Origin of the sequence: Cloacibacillus sp., from assembly GCF_020860125.1 — a bacterium.
In the GTDB taxonomy this organism is placed as follows: domain Bacteria; phylum Synergistota; class Synergistia; order Synergistales; family Synergistaceae; genus Cloacibacillus.
The window spans coordinates 1-16,909 of record NZ_JAJBUX010000057.1 but is presented as its reverse complement, the minus strand read 5'-3'; the positions used below and the strand labels follow the sequence as shown (position 1 = coordinate 16,909).

Annotated in this window: 11 protein-coding genes; 2 read left to right on the top strand and 9 right to left on the bottom strand. The window is 54.8% G+C overall.

Annotation, left to right across the window (positions count from 1 at the left end; translation table 11 throughout):
- Window positions 1-136 precede the first annotated feature (136 nt).
- From LIO98_RS07270 to LIO98_RS07230, 9 genes are all read right to left on the bottom strand, one after another.
- The gene (locus LIO98_RS07270; RefSeq protein ID WP_291954831.1) at window positions 137-907 is read right to left on the bottom strand and encodes a hypothetical protein; all 771 of its coding nucleotides are present in this window, start codon (window positions 905-907) and stop codon (window positions 137-139) included.
- 21 nt (window positions 908-928) lie between these two features.
- Window positions 929-2,545 carry an ASKHA domain-containing protein gene (locus LIO98_RS07265; protein WP_291954828.1) on the bottom strand — a complete coding sequence of 539 codons (1,617 nt, stop codon included), beginning with the start codon at window positions 2,543-2,545 and terminating at the stop codon, window positions 929-931.
- Window positions 2,545-3,891, bottom strand: coding sequence for an aminotransferase class III-fold pyridoxal phosphate-dependent enzyme (locus LIO98_RS07260; protein WP_291954826.1), 1,347 nt, complete (start codon window positions 3,889-3,891; stop codon window positions 2,545-2,547). Before LIO98_RS07260 ends, LIO98_RS07265 begins: the two co-directional genes overlap by 1 nt.
- A 172-nt stretch (window positions 3,892-4,063) precedes the next feature.
- Entirely contained in the window at window positions 4,064-5,611 is a 1,548-nt protein-coding gene (gene nhaC / locus LIO98_RS07255) for a Na+/H+ antiporter NhaC (RefSeq protein WP_291954824.1), read from the bottom strand.
- A 221-nt stretch (window positions 5,612-5,832) separates the two neighbouring features.
- The gene (locus tag LIO98_RS07250) at window positions 5,833-7,200 is read right to left on the bottom strand and encodes a uroporphyrinogen decarboxylase family protein (RefSeq protein ID WP_291954822.1); all 1,368 of its coding nucleotides are present in this window, start codon (window positions 7,198-7,200) and stop codon (window positions 5,833-5,835) included.
- 84 nt (window positions 7,201-7,284) lie between these two features.
- Window positions 7,285-8,676, bottom strand: coding sequence for a monomethylamine:corrinoid methyltransferase (locus LIO98_RS07245; RefSeq protein ID WP_291954820.1), 1,392 nt, complete (start codon window positions 8,674-8,676; stop codon window positions 7,285-7,287).
- Between the two features lie 32 nt (window positions 8,677-8,708).
- Window positions 8,709-9,338, bottom strand: a complete 630-nt coding sequence (locus tag LIO98_RS07240) for a cobalamin-dependent protein (protein WP_291954819.1) — start codon at window positions 9,336-9,338, stop codon at window positions 8,709-8,711.
- Between the two features lie 424 nt (window positions 9,339-9,762).
- The gene (locus tag LIO98_RS07235; protein WP_291954817.1) at window positions 9,763-10,914 is read right to left on the bottom strand and encodes a M20 family metallopeptidase; all 1,152 of its coding nucleotides are present in this window, start codon (window positions 10,912-10,914) and stop codon (window positions 9,763-9,765) included.
- Window positions 10,915-10,941: 27 nt separating this feature from the next.
- Window positions 10,942-12,348 (bottom strand): TIGR00366 family protein, encoded by a 1,407-nt coding sequence (locus LIO98_RS07230; RefSeq protein ID WP_291954814.1) that lies wholly within the window; start codon window positions 12,346-12,348, stop codon window positions 10,942-10,944.
- Between the two features lie 503 nt (window positions 12,349-12,851).
- Here LIO98_RS07230 and LIO98_RS07225 point away from each other — a divergent pair.
- Both LIO98_RS07225 and LIO98_RS07220 read left to right on the top strand, forming a co-directional pair.
- The gene (locus LIO98_RS07225; RefSeq protein ID WP_291954811.1) at window positions 12,852-15,809 is read left to right on the top strand and encodes an AAA family ATPase; all 2,958 of its coding nucleotides are present in this window, start codon (window positions 12,852-12,854) and stop codon (window positions 15,807-15,809) included.
- 266 nt (window positions 15,810-16,075) lie between these two features.
- Window positions 16,076-16,909, top strand: an 834-nt coding sequence (locus LIO98_RS07220; protein WP_291954808.1) for a CobW family GTP-binding protein, incomplete at its 3' end; no start/stop codon positions are given.

Below are 16,909 nucleotides of genomic sequence, written 5' to 3'. Positions count from 1 at the left end.
GTATTCCGGTGAATAGCCCTTATAAGAGAATTTAGCTATGGTGATTTAACGCAAAACGGCTCCCAAGCTAAAGTATCGCAGGGAGCCGTTTATTATCGGTGATTATTTTTGCCGTTAGATTGGAGAGATGATGACCTTATTTGCCCGTATTGCCGGGGACGTCCAGGGAGCCGCCGGTCATCATGTGGCAGCCTCCGAGCTGGTAGTAGAGGCACTTCTTTCCCGTACACGGATGGCAGCGCTCCATTTTGACCTCTATTTTGTGTTCGAGGGCTCCAAGGGCGGTAAAGGAACACTGCGATTTTCTCGGGCGCAGAAGGGAGTTGCCGCTGGCGCTGACGCCGATCATGCGCTCCGTCTCTCCGAGCGTTACGACCCGTTCCATGAGGTCCTGCCTCATGCTTCCCATACCGGGATAGAATTCGCCGTTGATGAATTTGCCGTCGGAGGCGGCGATATTTTCTTTGATCCACGTGATGAGTTCCGTGTGCATGTTGTAAAGCGCGATCGAACCGGCGACGTCAAGCAGAAAACCGGTCATAAGATTTCCTATGGAGGACATCATCTCGCTCGCCTCTTTTTCGAGCTCCGCGCCGATGGTCCATACCGCCATGACGACCTTGTCCACCGAGTCGTTGAGCGACAGGGTCTCCATGCCGAAGGCGTCGGCCGCGGTTTCAAGGGGCAGCACCCGCATGACCGCCTGGGGGCTGAAAAATTTTTCATACCCCTCGTCCTTCCAGTAGTCGATGAATTTCAGGAGTGAGCGCAGGTGTTTCTCTCCCATGGAGGCGTAAAATTTTTCCAGCGCGGAGAGGTCTACGTCAATGCCGGCACTCTCCGAAATATGGAAATCGTTCTCGCCGTAGGAGGAATGATAGATTTTTATGCTTTTCATCTCGTTCATCACATCACCGTCCGCCTAATATCAGAAGGACATCGCCTTCACAAAACGTTTCTGGAAATCCGGCAGGGAGGATAATTCGACGTATGACATCTTCCGCGCGGTCTCTTTCGTTCTCTCGTAAAATTCCGCGGCTGCGAGCGCCAGGCAGGCGCCGAGCCCCGAGGTGTTCTTTACTCCATGTATCCTCGCGCGTTCGATATCAGGTATTAAACCGACGCGCGCGGCGCTGTCAATGTCTATGTTGTTGCCGAACGCTCCCGCGAGGCAGACCTCCGCTATCTCATCCTTCGTGATCCCCGCGTGCTCAAGCATCACCTCGACGCCGACCTTCACCGCGCCTACGGCGAGCTGTACCTCGCGGATGTCTTTCTGCGTCAGGTAAACGGGGTGCTCTCCGTCTGTCAGGAGTAGGCGAACCATGCCGCTTTCGCTGCGTCCCAGCCGCGCCATGAAGTGCTCGTCACGGCATTTTTCCGGGTATTCGAAGCGCCCGCTTTCATTTATGATCCCCTCGTCAAGAAGCAGGGCGATGGCGTCGATGAGCCCCGAGCCGCATAGCCCCTTAGGCGCTTCGCCGCCGATGGTTTGACATTTAAGGAGGCCGTTTTCGAGGGTGACTTTTTCTATCGCTCCGACGCTGGCGCGCATACCGTATTGTATCCTGGCTCCCTCCAGCGCCGGCCCCGCGGCCGTCGCGCAGCAGAACATCCCCCCGCTGCCGCCGATCACTATTTCGTTGTTGGTGCCGATGTCGACAAGCAGTCTTATTTTGTCCTGCCGGTCCATATCAAGGGCGGCGACGCCCGCGACGATGTCCGCTCCCACATAACCCGCGACGTTTGGTATCATCTTCACGACGCCAGCTTCGTTGATGTTTATGCCGACGGCGGAGGCTTTAAAGGGAGGCTTCAGGAAGAATTCCGGCATGTAGGGGCTGTGGCCGATGCTCTTCGGCGAGATGCCGGCGAACAGGTGCTCCATGACGGTATTTGCCGCGATCATTATCTCGGTTATTTCTTCCTTGGAGATGCCGTTTCTTTCGGCCATCGTGCCGATGTTTTTATCCATTTCGTCGGTAAGTGTTCTCTGGATGCGTTCCAGCGCTTCCGGCTGGCTTGAAGAATATGCTATCCTCGAGATGACGTCGTCTCCGAAGGCGACCTGTGGATTCAGGAATGAGACCCTGTCGACGACCGTATGTCCGGCGAGTGCCAAAAGGTAGCATACGACGGTGGTGGTGCCGATGTCTACGGCAACCCCGTAGCCGTCACAGTCCGGAGCCCATTCGGATATATCATGTGAAAAACCCTCCAGTATGCTGTTCCCAGCGGACTTTATCCGGTCCACGACATGTATGGTGCCGCTCTTTACAATTTTGGCGCAGCACGACAGCCGTACTCCCTGTTTTATATCATCAGGGGTCAGAAGGTTTTCTTCGGTCTTGGTCAGCGGGGCGAAGGGGCTGTCTTTACCGGCCATTACCCGGCATTTGCCGCAGACTCCCGCTCCGCCGCAGTGCCGGCCGATTCCGACGCCCGCCGATGCCGCGGCGTCCGCCGCGAGTTCGCCGCTGCGCGCCTCGGCCTCTATATTGTCCGGCATAAAGGTTATTGTGATCTTGCGGTCTTTATCACACATTACGACCACCCCTTTGCGAATAGGAGCGCTTCGTCGCTGATGGCTCCGTTTTTGTAATCCTCGAGGGATTCCTCTATTATTTTAAGCCCTTTTTCCGCTTCTTGGTCGCTTATAACGAGCGGCGGCTGGATTCTCAAAACGTTGTCGCTGAGAAATGTCAGGATGAGCCCTTTTTCCCAGCAGCGGTAGCATATTTTCGCGCAGGCGTCTCTGTCTGGGCCGCCGTCCGCTTTTATTATTTCCTGTCCAATCGTCAGCCCCAGGCTTCGCGTATCGCCCAGCAGCGGGTTCTCTCTCTTCATGGAGTTTAGGCGCCCACATATATTTCTCCCGAGTTTTGCGCTTCTCTCTAAAAGCCGCTCGTCCTCTATGACTTCAATTGTCGCCAGTGCCGCCCTGCAGCAGACGGCGTTCGCCGCGAGGGTGAAACAATGTCCCGGGTCTTTGAGCGAATCGGCGATCTCAGAACGCATGACGAGCGCGCTGAGCGGCATTCCCGAAGCGAGCGACTTGGATACCGCGATAATATCGGGCTCTATCCCAAAATGTTCTATCGCGAACCATTTGCCGGTGCGCCCCATGCCCTGCTGGACCTCGTCGGAGACGAAGAGTATCCCATGTTCGCGGTAGAGCTCCGCAAGCGCCCGCACATAACGCGCCGGCGGGACTACGATGCCGATATCCCCTCCAACCGGCTCGATGATCACCGCCGCCACCTCTTCCGGCGGCAGATAGAGAGAGAAGGCCTTTTTTATCTCCTCAAGGCAGGCGAGCGAGCAGGATGAGGGCTCTTCCTTCCAGGGACAGCGGCTGCACTGCGGATAGGGGAAATGGTGGAAGCCCGGCAGCATCGGGCCGATGCCGCGCCGCATGTTGAGGCAGATCGCCGAGGCCGACAGCGCGCCGTAGGTACAGCCGTGGTAGGCCGTCTGAAAGGTGATGATCTCGCTGCGTCCCGTGTATTTGCGCGCGAACTTTATCGCTCCGTCTATGGCGTCGGAGCCGGAGAGGCCGTAGGCGACCTTTTTCGGAAAATCTCCCGGCGTTATGGAGATCAGTTTTTCCGCGAGTTCCACGGACGATTCTTCATACATATAGCCGATGGTGTAGCAGAGCAGCTTTTCCGCCTGTTCTTTTATCGCGGTGACGACACGCGGATGGCAGGTGCCGGTGTTCAGCGAGGCGGCGCCTGCCGAGAAGTCGATATATTCGTTGCCGTCGGCGTCTTTCAGCAGGGCTCCGGCGCCGGAGGCGGCGGCGAACGGATAATATGGCGAGCGTGACGATGGTGAGATCGCCTTTTCGTCGCGGGCAACAACGGCGAGGGATTTCTGGATATTTTTCATCGGGCGGGACCTCCTTCTGACGGCCAGCCGTCAATTCGTAAATATAATACTTAAATAGAGGACGAAGGCTTTTATGGGCAAAGGCTTCGTCCTCGGGATGATCGGGCTATAACAGAGGGAGGCGGAAGGGCGCGCGCCCCATCCATCCTTTCCCTCCTGATGTCGAAAAATATTATGCTTCGGCTTCTTCCCTTGGGAATACGAGCGCGGTCCTCTTTTCGACCTTGTCGGCCTTATCCTTGCCCCAGTAGTTGCCTATGCCGAGGTAGGAGAGGGCTATCGCCACGAACGGGTTGATATAGTTGAGGAAGCAGTAGGGGGCGTATGCCAGAGTCGGGACGCCCAGAGCACTTGACTGGAAGGCGCCGCATCCCGTCCAGGGGATGAGGACCGCCGTGAGCATGCCGCAGTCTTCCAGCGTACGCGAGAGCATACGCGGCGAAAGGTCGGTTCTCGCGACCGCGGATTTGAACATACGGCCGGGAACGACGATCGCGAGATACTGGTCGCCGAGGAAGACGTTGCTTACAAAGCAGGAGGCGACGACGAGGCTTACGAAGCCTCCGACGGTGCGGACCTTATAAAGCAGCGGGTTGAGCAGAACGGTCAGGTAGTTGCAGCTTTCCATTACGCCGCCGAGGACCAGGGCGATCATAATCAGGGAGAGGGACCACATCATGCTGTCAAGGCCGCCTCTGTTAAGGAGCTCTACGACCATTGAGCTGACCTCGTGCGCCATATCCGCGGAGACTCCGTGGATGCCAAGCTCGTTCATGAGGGCTGGCAGTGCCTCCATGCTTGTCTCCGAGAGCTTTGTGGCGATCGTTGACTCATATCCGTAATGGATGGCGCCCAGCGCCTCGGCGAGACTCTTGCCCTGGAACATGGCGATACACGAAGCTGTAGCGGCGCCGGCTATCATACCGGGCAGCGCCGGGCATTTCATCATGACCAGGCCGAGAACGACGATGGGAGGTACGGCTACGAAGATGGGATTGATCTGGAATTCCGCTGACAGTATCTTCTGAAACGCCTCGATGCGGCTCGCGTCAAAGGCTCCGTTTGCGCCGCCGGAGAAGGTGAACCCGAGGACGATCGTTATCACAATGACGATGAGGTACGAAGGGATCGTCGTCCACATCATTGCGCGGATATGGTCGAAGAGGTTCGAGCCGGAGACCGCGGGGGCCAGGTTCGTCGTGTCGGAGAGGGGCGACATCTTATCGCCGAAATAGGCGCCGGAGATTATTACGCCGGCCGCTAGAGGGGCGGGGATACCAAGTCCGGCGGCGATACCGATGAGGGCGACGCCGATCGTGCCGCCGACTCCCCATGAGGCGCCGATAGCTACGGATACGATGGAGCATATAATGAGCGTGGCGAAGAGGAAAATGCCGGGTGAGAGCACGTCGAATCCATAATAGATAAGACCGGGAACGACTCCGGCCTGTACCCATGAGCCGACGAGCATGCCGATCGCGATGAGGATGAGAAGAGCGCCGATGGACGAAGAGATGGCGTTGCAGATGGAGATCTCCATCTCTTCCCAGGTCACGCCCACAATAAATTTGCCGACGAGGGCCGCCACCGCCGCGGCCACCGCGATCGGCACATGGGCGTCAAGGCCGAGGCCGAGCAATCCAAAACTTATGATTCCCGCGATACAGATGAAGGTCCCCAGGGCAACGGGGAAGGACGGTCTTTTTGTGCTGCTTTCCATATTTCTTATTCCTCCGCTTCTGTTTCTGGTTTTTGGTTCCGGTGCTTTTGCTGCAATATATTTAAAAAAGTTAATAAAACATCCAGCGGGCGGGATACCCCCGTAAGAACCACCTGCTGTTTCCGCCGGTATTTTTTTTGATGGCCGAAGCCGGATGGCCGAAGCCGGATGACCGCAGCCTTTAAGGGGCGCCCGTGCCGAAGCCGGGCGCCTCATGTGGGTTACAGTCTCTTATCTATCTCTTTGATGAGCGCGTCCGTCGTCGGCGTGATGTTGTCGAAGACGACCTCGTTGTTGATAAGAAGCGTAGGCAGCGTTGCGACGCCGAGAGACATCGTGCGTTTGATGCCGGCGGCGCTCTTGATCAGCGATTCACGCCAGGTCAGCTTGTCGCCGTAGATCGGAGCCACGTTCTTTACCGCCTCGCACATATACTGGCAGGGAGCGCAGCCCTCCGAGTCGAGGGTGACTATCTCGATGAATACCTTGCCGGGCTCTATCTTTACATCTTCGAAGACGTCTCCCGATTCTTCGGCGTTGTTGAGCGCCTCTTCGAGCGACATAAATCCGGAGGTCTCAGAGGGTTCTTCGCCGGTCGCGGCGTACTTGCCGACGGCCTCGAGGTTATAGAACGGGGTGTCGTAGGGCAGGTCGCAGCCAGGTGAGAGGATATATCCGCGGCGGCCGCCGATCTCTATTCTCTTCTTGATATCCGCTACGCATTCGCGCGGGGAGCCGAAGAGCAGAGTCGTCGTCAGCGGGATATTACCTTCGAAGGAGACGTGATATTTATCGGCGAGGTCTTTGACGAACTGGAGGTCGACCTGTTCGTCGAAGGCGATCGCGTCGGGCTTGCTCTTCATCATGAGTTCGATGTTCTTTGTCGCGTTGCCGCAGCAGAAGAGCGTGACGATGCCGCCCCTGCCATGCACCTCGTCGATCACGGGTTTCACGTAGGGTGTGACGAAAGCCTCGAAGTGTTTCGGGGCGATCTGGCTCGTCATCGGGTCGACGACGGCCACGACATGCGCGCCGGTCTCCATATACCACTCGCCCATGCGGCGCGTGATCTCGGCGCAGTATTCAAGGACCTTATGGGCCTCGTCCGGCTTTTTCATCATGTCCATGATGAAGGCCGAGCCGCGCAGATGCAGCGCGAGCGTGAACGGGCCGCAGCAGAGGGCGAAAACGGCCTTTTCGTCTCCTACCTTCTCCACGAGCTTTTTCGTCGCCTCGAAGAACATCGGCAGACGGCCCTTGTCCTTTGTGAATTCAGGCAGATCTTCCAGCGTTTTGCCCTGCGCGAGTACGTGGCCGGTGACTGCCGGCGGGTTGTTCTTGCTCCAGTGCAGAGCGCATCCGAGGACTTCTGCCTCCGCCTGCAGGTCGAAGGCCGAGCAGACGCCGTCCGCATAATAACGTTCGGCGGCCGCGCTGACGGCCTCTACAAGAATATCTCCGTTCTTTAAAAGCTCTTCGGCGTTAGAGTCTACGAGCTTAGCCACATGGACGCCGGTGAAGGGAACCCACGGTACACGGTCTACCTCTTCAAAACGCAGAGCCTTCAAAACTCTCTCTTTACCGTTCATGTATTCACCCCGTTCTTAGTATTTAAATGTTTATAGATGAAGAGGCGCTTTGGGCGCGCCTCTTCATCTGGCCGGACAGTATTATTAATAGGCGTATTCGACGCCGAGCTTGTTGAGTTCGTCCCTCATGCGCTCATACTGGTCGAGATATTCCTGACGCGGTGCGAGGCGTTCCATATCGTAAACTTCCTGGATATGTTTGCCGTAGTTGTCGACGGGGATAAGCTTCTCGTACTTTTCCATGATCTTCTGGCAGATCTCTTCCGCCTTCGCCCTGCTCAGACGCATCTTGAAGGAGGCCTCGTTCGTCTCATGGTAGAAGCGTGATTCAAGCGGTGTCGCCATGTCGGTAAACTTGTTGCGGCAGGTCGCTGCGCCCCATGGGTTGCCGCCCGAAGACTCGAGGGCGATAGCGTGGTTCGCGCACTCCCAGTAGAGCTGATCTGTTCCGGGACCTGCGTTCGCAAATAGGTTGTTGAGGAAGATGAGGTTCGAGTTGCGTGACATCGCCTGACTCAGTACGCTCTGGAGCCAGAGGAGCTCTCTGGTGGTCGTCGACTGCCACTTGAGGTGGAAGGGGAAGTTCAGCGCCCAGCATGAGCCGTAGAGGCACGCGCCTTCGATATTGTAAGCCGTCTGGAGGACGAGCGTACCTTCGGTGCCGCCCGCGTGTCCGCCGAAGATGGCGCCGCAGAGGTTACCGAATACGTTGCCGTATGAACGGTAGTGGAGCGACTTGTTGAGCATCGCGTTGTTGGTCGTCATCTCTGTGAGGATAGAGACCATGCGGCCGTCGAGATGTGACTGGCGTACGCCCCAGACGGGATTTCCCGCCGCGATCTGAGCCTGTGCCGATTCCGCGGTGCCGACGGAGACCGTCCACACGTCGGGTCTGCCGACGAGGCGCTGGGCGTCTCTGAGGTTCATCGCGTGCTCCATTGCCGCCGCTACTTCGGTCGGGTTCTGGGAGGTCGCCTTGCGGCCCATGAAGTCCTCAAGCAGAGGAGCGCAGAGGCCGTCAAGAAGGGGTTCCTTCAGGTAAGCCATGCAGGCCTTCTTGTGAATGTCGGTGCTGAAGTTGGCGTCGGGGCTGAAGAGGTGGAAGGGACGGCGCTCCTTGTCTTCTACCGCGCGGACCTGAAGCCAGCGCTGGTCATGGCCGGCGCCGATCATGTACTTGGGGCGCTTTGTGTAGAGAACTTCGTTGACTTCGCGCTCCGTAAACTTCATGACGCGGTGAGTATCCTGGTTATATACGCCAACTGATACGAAGAAGTCCTTCGCGGCCTCCCATACTCTGTCGGCGAGGTCGTCGTCCTGGTTGACGATCGTCTTTCCGTCATACTTGATGTTGTGCTCTTTGACGACCCTTCTCATGTTGGGGATGAAACTCTTGATCATCCACTCTCCCTGGTCCTTATAGAACGGGCCGTCATCGGCCTTTGCGAATACTTCCCACATTCTGAACGTTGACATTGTCTATTCCCCCATTATCCTGATATTAAAAACTATCCGAGAAGCTTCTTAAGTTTCGCCGCGCACTCAAATGCGTCGAAGGACCATACGTCGGCGCCGATGCGCTCAGCCCATTCGACCGAGGTCGGGGCTCCGCCTACGCAGACGAGGTACTTGCCCTTCTCTCCGGCATCCTTAACAAGCTTGATGAACTCTTCCTGTCCGGGCATCGTTGTGGTCATCAGGGCGGAGAGGCCGACTACGTCAGCCTTTTCTTTGCGGGCCGCGTCGAGGTATGCTACAGGGTCTACGTCCGCGCCGAGGTCTACGACGTTGAATCCGTTGGCCTGGAGGACTATGCCGACGATGTTCTTTCCTATGTCGTGATAGTCGCCCTTGACGGTGCCGATGATAACGGTCTTGGCCGCGGTGCCGTCGGTGGCGGCGACAAGGTGTTCCTTAAGGACGGACATTATCTGCATGAAGGCGTCGCCCGCGATCATAAGGTCGGGAAGGAATACTTCGAAGTTCTCAAACTTCTGTCCGAGTATGCCCATCTCTTCTGTGAGACCGTTCATGATCTCCTGTGCAGCCGTGCCTTTGGCGAGTAAGTCGTTTACAAGGGCTACCACCGCATCTCCATCACCATCAACCATATACTGGCGAACCTGTGCTATTGACATAGTTACTACCTCCGTCTTTCTTTGATTTAGTTTTTTTGTTTGCAACTTGAATTTCACTTGATGAGTACAAGATACCACCCCTCTGCAAAAGGGATGCAAAAACTATTCATGTCTATTCTTGAATGATTTTGAAAATATGAAAAAACACTTGGGCATTTTTTACATTTATTTTATTGAGCGGAACATAAAGACGGCAGATTTTATCGTCTACCACCGTAAAAAACCCATACCGCCGCCAAAGGGTCTGATTTTGATACCTGTCTGCCGATAGGGAGTTGATGAATCTGCGCCTCAGCGCTCAAGCTGCGGCTTGTCTGGTAAAGTCCAGGCTTGACCGGTAGAGCGGAGAAAAAAGGGTAAGGCTTTTTACAAAGCCGTCCCCTTTTTGATAAGCTGTGATATCAACGGACTTATATCCTATACGCTATGCCTTTGCGAAATCGTCTTTTATCTCCTGCAGCCGCCGCGGTTCTTTGAGAATGTCAGCGCCGACTCCGGCCATACACTCGATGATCTTATACATCTGCTCTATCGCGTAAGGTTCGTCGACGTCCTTTAAAAATTCGAGGGTATGCTCGTCAGAGTCGGGGCGGACCATCTTCATAAATGGGTGGATGGAGGGTACCTCCTGGCTCACGTTGCCCATATCGGTACAGCCGCCGGTGCTGAATTCCTCCACATATTCCGTAATGCCGGCTTCGTGCAGATGCTTTTTGAAGAGATCTATCATCACCCTGTTGTTTTTCATGCAGGCTATCGGCGGTTCGAACATCTCTATGTACACCGTGCAGCCGGCGGCCTGGGCCGACGCGCGGGCGATACCGAGGACCTTATCCACGAGCCCGCGGAAATACTTGAGGTTTTCGTGGCGTATCTCGACGCGCAGCGCCGCGGTATCGGGAATGATATTCACCGCCGCGCCGCCGTTTGTGATTATCATGTGCACGCGCGAACCGTCGAGCGTCTGCTGCCTTAAAAGGCCGACGGAGTTATAGAATATCACCGCGGCGTCAAGCGCGTTGACGCCGTTTTCAGGCGAACCCGCCGCGTGTGAGGCGCGTCCGTGAAAGGTGATGTCGTAGCCCTCAAGATTGACCATGTTGGAGGTGAGGGCGGAAAATTTCATCGGATGCACCATCATGGCCACGTCCGCCTTTTTGAGCCAGCCCTCCCGCAAAAGCCCTGGTTTGCCCCTGCCAGTCTCCTCCGCCGGACTTCCGAAAAGATAGACGCTTCCCTTCAGCTCTCCAAGTATTTCCGCCAGCACGACCGCTGTTCCGAAGCCCATGGCGCCGATGAGATTATGCCCGCAGGCGTGCCCCATTCCCGGCAGGGCGTCGTATTCGGCCATGATCCCGATGCTGGGGCCCGCGCCGCTGCTTTTATGGGCCACGAAGGCGGTCGGCAGGCCCGCGATATCGCTTTCGATAGTGAAATTCTCACGCCGCAGGAGCGTAATGAACTTTTCCTTCGCTTTGAATTCCTCCATCTCGATCTCCGGGTTGTTATAGAGGAATTTTTCCAGTTCCAGGATAGACGCCTTTTTTGTCTCCAAGATTTCAGCAATGTTTTTCAATTCAGATACACCTCCTGAGATCCCCGTTTAGAAGGGACCGTAATTTATCGAGACGGCTACGGCGATCATGGCGATCGTTATTAGCGTGACATAAAGGCAGTAGGGGGCGAAAAATTTCCACCACCGGTTGATTGGAACGCCGGAGACGGCGCAGAGGGTGGCGCAGGCCGTGGGCCAGAAAATGTTGGAAAACCCGTCTCCAAACTGGAAGGTCAGCACGGCGATCTGGCGGTTGATGCCGAGCAGGTCGGCAAGCGGTATCATGAGCGGCATCGAGGTGACGGCCTGGCCGCTGCCGGAGGGGATGAACAGGTTAAGAAGCGTCTGAAAGCCGAACATCGCCTCCGCCGCGACGACTTTAGGCATATCGCTGAGGCTGTTGGAGAAATAGTAACAGACGGTGTCGATTATCTGTCCCTTCTGCAGCACGACGAGGATGGCGCGGGAGAGGCCGATGACGAATGCCGCGAAGAGGATGTTCTTTGAGATGTCTACAAAGGCTTCGCAGGTATCGTTGATGCTCTGTTTGTTGACAGCCCCAATGACGAACATCATGACGATAAAGATCGCTGAAAGTTCCGAGAAGTACCAGCCGTATTTGATAGCGCCATAGGCGAAGATAAAAACGGTCGAGAAACAGAGTATCAGCGATATCTTATGTCTTGTGTTAAAGTCCTTGGCTACGAGTTCCGCCGATGATGAGGTGGATAAAAATGGGAATTCGACGCCGTAAACATAGCTTTTTGTCGGGTCGGCCTTTACCATGCGCCCATAACGGCACATATAGGTGAGGAAAAACGACATGAAGCACAGATAGCAGATCCAGCGGAAGGCCATGCCGGAAAACAGCGGCAGTTCGCCGATGGTCTGCGCGATGGCGACCGTGTATGGGTTGATCGAGGCCGCCGCGTATCCCGTCGCCATGCCTCCGAGGACCGTGATGGCGCCGTAGAAGGGGTCGTAGCCAAGCGCTACGCCGAGGCTCATCACCACGGGGACGAAACCGTATGTCTCTTCATATATTCCAAAAGCCGCTCCCATCAGTGAAAATATGATGGCGATCAGCGGCATCGCATAATGGTCTTTCTCCTTGAGCTTCCGTATCATCGCGCCGACGCCGGCGTCGAAGGCGCCGACCTTGATCAGCATCACCATAAAACCATAAGAGAAGAAGGTAAAGAAAATGATGTTCGCCGCGTCTACCATCCCCTCATAGATGGACATGACCATCTGTGGCAGGCTGACCGGCGTGTGTGGAAGCAGTTTGAAAGTTCCAGGCACGACCAGCGTCCTGCCGGTAGCTTCGTCGAAGGCGCGCTCAAAGCTCCCCGAGGGGATCAGCCAGGTGAGCGCCGTAGCCAGCATAATAAAGATCGAAATTACAACAAACGTATTGGGCATGGAAAACTTTCTTTTTGCACTCTTTTCTTCCACTTAAATCACTCCTTCAAGCATAATAATTTTCACAAGGCGGCAGTAACGCGTGGTGGTGTTAAAAGCTGGTTGGCTGGGTGGCAGGGCATCATCTCGGTTCTGACGGCGTATTCTAATAATAATTATGCATAATTTATTTATATTAATTTATATTTAATGTGCAAAATTAATATTAGTACTTTGAAGGGTAGCATCGAACTGTAAAAACCATGCAAAATAATGAACTTTTACGTTTTAAAGATGGATTAATTAAAATTTGTGTTACGAGCTTTTTTGCATTTTTTTTGACCTCCGGAAATATAATGAATAAGAATTCTTTCTGATGCACAAGATTTAACTGAGTTTATAATTAGAGTGTCTTTTTGCACATTTGCGGATATTTTTCTTATTATGAAAAATGATATAAAATAAAGTAAGCACCATTAAATTATTATAAAATTATTTTTAAATAAAATATAAAAGATATTACACGATAATAATTATAGATACCCAGGAGAGATGATATGAAATTTAAGGCTCGTTTTCTCGGAACGCCGGAACTTTTCATCGATGGGACGCCTCATATTTTCCCGTTTAAAAAGGCGCAGATACTGGCGCTAATGCTGATTGAGGAAAAGACTCTGTCTAAGGATAAGATCTGCGAATATCTGTGGGCCGACAAAACGATGGAAAAGGCGCGCTGGAATCTGAGCAACGCGCTGAGCCATATAAAGAAAATCCTGCCTGTGAATCTCAGCAGCGGAGGTTCCGTCGTACTTGACGCAAAATTCAAGATAGAACGCGACATAGACCTGCTGCCGCGGATAGACTCTCTCGGCTGGCCCGAGATCTCGGGACTCTGCAGCCCCTTTTTTGATATCGCGGAGATAGACGACTGGGCCTCCTTCAGCGACTGGCTGCTGCCGAAGAGACAGCATTATCATAACATGCTTGTGCGTAATCTTAAAAAACGGGCGCAGGCGCAGCTGGCCGGTTTTGCAGAAAGCCGCTTTGACGACGCCATACTATGCTATGAAAAACTTACGGAGTGCGAGCCCTATGATGAAAAGATACATGGAGAGCTGGTGCGGCTCTATATAAAAACCAACCAGAAGATCAAGGCCGTTGACACGGCCCGCTCCTTCTCCGCGCGCATAGAGAGCGACTTCGGCATCGAAGCCAACCTTTCCGATATCTCGACGCTGATGAGGCGAAAGAAAGAGACTCCCAACATCAGGGTGTCGGCTCATAACAGCGAGGAGAGTCCGCTGGCCCGCAACGATGAGATCCTGCGGATGCTCGATTTCTTTTCCGGCGCGGTGCCGGGCCGCTCCCTATGCGGCTTGGTTTGGGGCGAACAGGGGATCGGCAAGACGGTATTTGTGAACGAGATCATCTCCTGTCTCACGGAAAGAGGGTGGGAATGCTTCTCTGTCGACTGTTGGCAGGAGGAGAAGTCGTATCCGCTGGCTCCCATCATGCGTCTTCTGAAATCCCTCCATATCTCTCCCGCACAGCAGGAGAATATCAAATCGCTCTCCGAGCTCAGCTACTCCTATATCGCTGACCTTATCTACCAGCGCACCGCCGAGACCGCGGAGGGGGTACACCGCCTGCTCGTGATTGAGAACATCCAGTGGATGGACGACGCCTCTTGGAACATCATCGAATCGCTGATGTGCGACAACAGCGCGCCGCGCCACATGCTCGTCACCGGCTTCGAGGAGATCCGCTCGGCCTTTATGCTGCGCACGGCGCTCGCGGACGAACCTTTTGAAAAGTTTGAGATAACGCTGCGGAGATTCAACCTTGAGGAGACGGGCCGCATCTGCCATGAGATGGCGCCGGACGAAGAGTGGTCCAACGAGCGGATACACGACGTCTATATGCAGACGGAGGGCAATCCCTTCTTTATCAAAGAGCTGCTGAAATATAAACTGGACGGCATAATCGACGGAGCCGCCCCCTATAAGAACACCTATCTGTCGATGATAGAGCTTCTCGACGAAAATGAAAGGCTTTTTCTTGAGGCGATCGCCGTCTGTCCCGAGTGCGCCTCGATGAAGGAGATCTCACGGGTATTGGAGATATCGCCGCTGCAGGTCTCCAAGTTTTATAACAACCTCAGGCTACATGGTTTCCTGCGCGAGCAGGAGTCCGGCGAGGGCGACGTGCTCTACTATTTTACCCATACGAAGATACGCGAGGCGCTTCTCGATGGGATGTCCGTCTCCCGCAAGGTGGCGCTCCACGCGAAAAATATGGAGATACTCGAAGCGCTGACGCCGTCCGTTCTCCAGTACCGCCATAAAAAGATATGCTCCCGGCTCTACTATCACTGCCACGAAGCGAAGCTGACTGATAGAGAACTTTTCTGGCGCATACGTGAGCTTGAGCTGCACTTTATGGCCGTTCACGAGGTGTTTCCGACGCTTGTCGACCAGGACCTTATGCACTATATCCCCACCGCCGAAGACGTCAATTACACGCAGAAGGCGCTGGCCGACGCCTGGGAGATAATGAACCGCCTCTTCCGCACTGAGGGCGGCAGCCCCGGCCTTCTGCGCATGGAGCGCGACCTCTATATTTTAAAGGGCGGTTATCTGTGGTGGAGCGGACGCTATGACGACGCCGACTATATGCTGCGCGGCGCCGTGCGCAAGGCGATGGCCATCGGCGAGCCGGAGCCGGTGATAAAGGCCGGCGTACAGATGTGTTATCTCGCGATCCAGCGTGACGACGCTAGGCGTCTCTCCTTCTGCGCGGAAAAGCTCTACAAATACGCAAAAAAGGCCGGTTACTGCCACTGGGAGGGGATCGCGCTGCGCTTTATCGCCATCGCGCGGATACTTGCGGGACGCCATGACGAGGTTGAAAAGTACCTGCTGATGTCGACGCTGGTCTTTGAAAAACTAGAGGAAAAGGGGCAGAATTACACCGTCTGCCTCATTGCCGCCGAACACTTCCGCGGCGACTGGAAGCTTGCCCAGGGGAGGATAGAGGAGGCGCTGTCATTTTACGAAAACTGCGTCAATATCGGAGAATCGGTGGCGCTGTTCCGGGCCCTGGGGCTCTCACTCGCGAAGGCGGCCTTCTGCCTCATGCTGTTCGGAAGATATAAAGAGGCCGAGGTTTACCTGCAGCGTATGGGCAAGATCTGCAACATCATGCACACGGACTGGGAAGACGGTCTCCAGGGCGGCGGGATCGCCTTCAGTCTCATGGGGCTGATAAACTCCCTTAAAAAAGACTGGTACCACGCAGGCATCTGTTTCACAGTGGCTAAACGGCTTGTGAGCGAAACGCGGCGTCCCATCTGGCAGGCGACGCTTTACTGGGCGAAGCTGGAACTTTTCAAAATGCGCGGCGATATGCCGCGCGAATTTGCGGAAAGCGTGCTGAAGCACTCGCAGGAGTGGTATGAAGAGCAGCTCGAACTGCTTAGACATAAGGTCGGCTGGATAAAAAGGGACGAGCGGTAAAGGTGTTCTGATACTAAAAAAGCCAGATCATTTTACAGGCGTATACTTAAAATGAATGGCCCGCGAGGGAAAGTGTCTCGTCCCTGCGGGTCTTTTCCGATATCTAAACGAATATAATGAATGATATGTGATAGGGACATAAAGCCGTCTTTTTTTATCTATAGATTACTTTTAATATAGTTGATAATGTCTAATAGGTGTGGTAGTCTTCAATAAACTGCAATAAAAATTTTGCGGATCGATGACCGCGGAGGAGCGGAGAGAGAATGAAAGAGAGTAAATGCAAGGTATTCCTTTTGTCGGGGTTTCTTGGCAGCGGAAAGACGACGCTGCTTAAGCATCTTCTTGAGACGCACCCCGAGGGAGAGCGAATCGCCGTTCTGATGAACGAATTCGGCAAGGCCGGCGTCGACGGCGACGTGGTGCGCAAAAACGGCCTTGAGATTATCGAGATCAGCCGCGGTTCGATATTCTGCGCCTGCGCAAAGGGTGATTTCCTGCGCGGCCTCTACACAATACTTAAGGACTATCAGCCGACGATCCTGCTTGTCGAGGCGAGCGGCGTCGCCGACACCACCGATATGAAAAAGGACCTGTCCCACGGGATGCTCCATGACTATTATCAGATGGCGGGCAATATCTGTGTGATCGACGCGGTCCATTTTGAGGATTGGCTCGACCTCTTCAACGCCGTCATCCGCCAGACGGAGGCGGCGACCGATCTCATCATCAACAAGACGGACCTGGTTTCCGCCGAGGAGGCGGACGCCCTTGAGGCGCACCTGAGGCAGCTAAACCCCGCGGCGCGTATTACGCGGGCCGCCTTCGGCAATGTCCCCTGGGAGATATTCCGTCCCGCGGCGGAGCCCGAAGAGAAGATCGAAGAGATTCCTGAGATGGCGGAGTGGGAGAAGTTCATTGACGATACGCTCAGCAACATGACGCCCCACATGGTGCCGCCGGATAATCTCGCCTCGCTCAGCGTCTTCTGGGAGGGCGATCCGGAAAAGTTCAAAGAGGTGCTGAAAAAACTGCCCGACGATATCGTGCGTTCAAAGGGTTATTTCATCGACACTGACGGGCAGTGGAAGGTGTTTGAC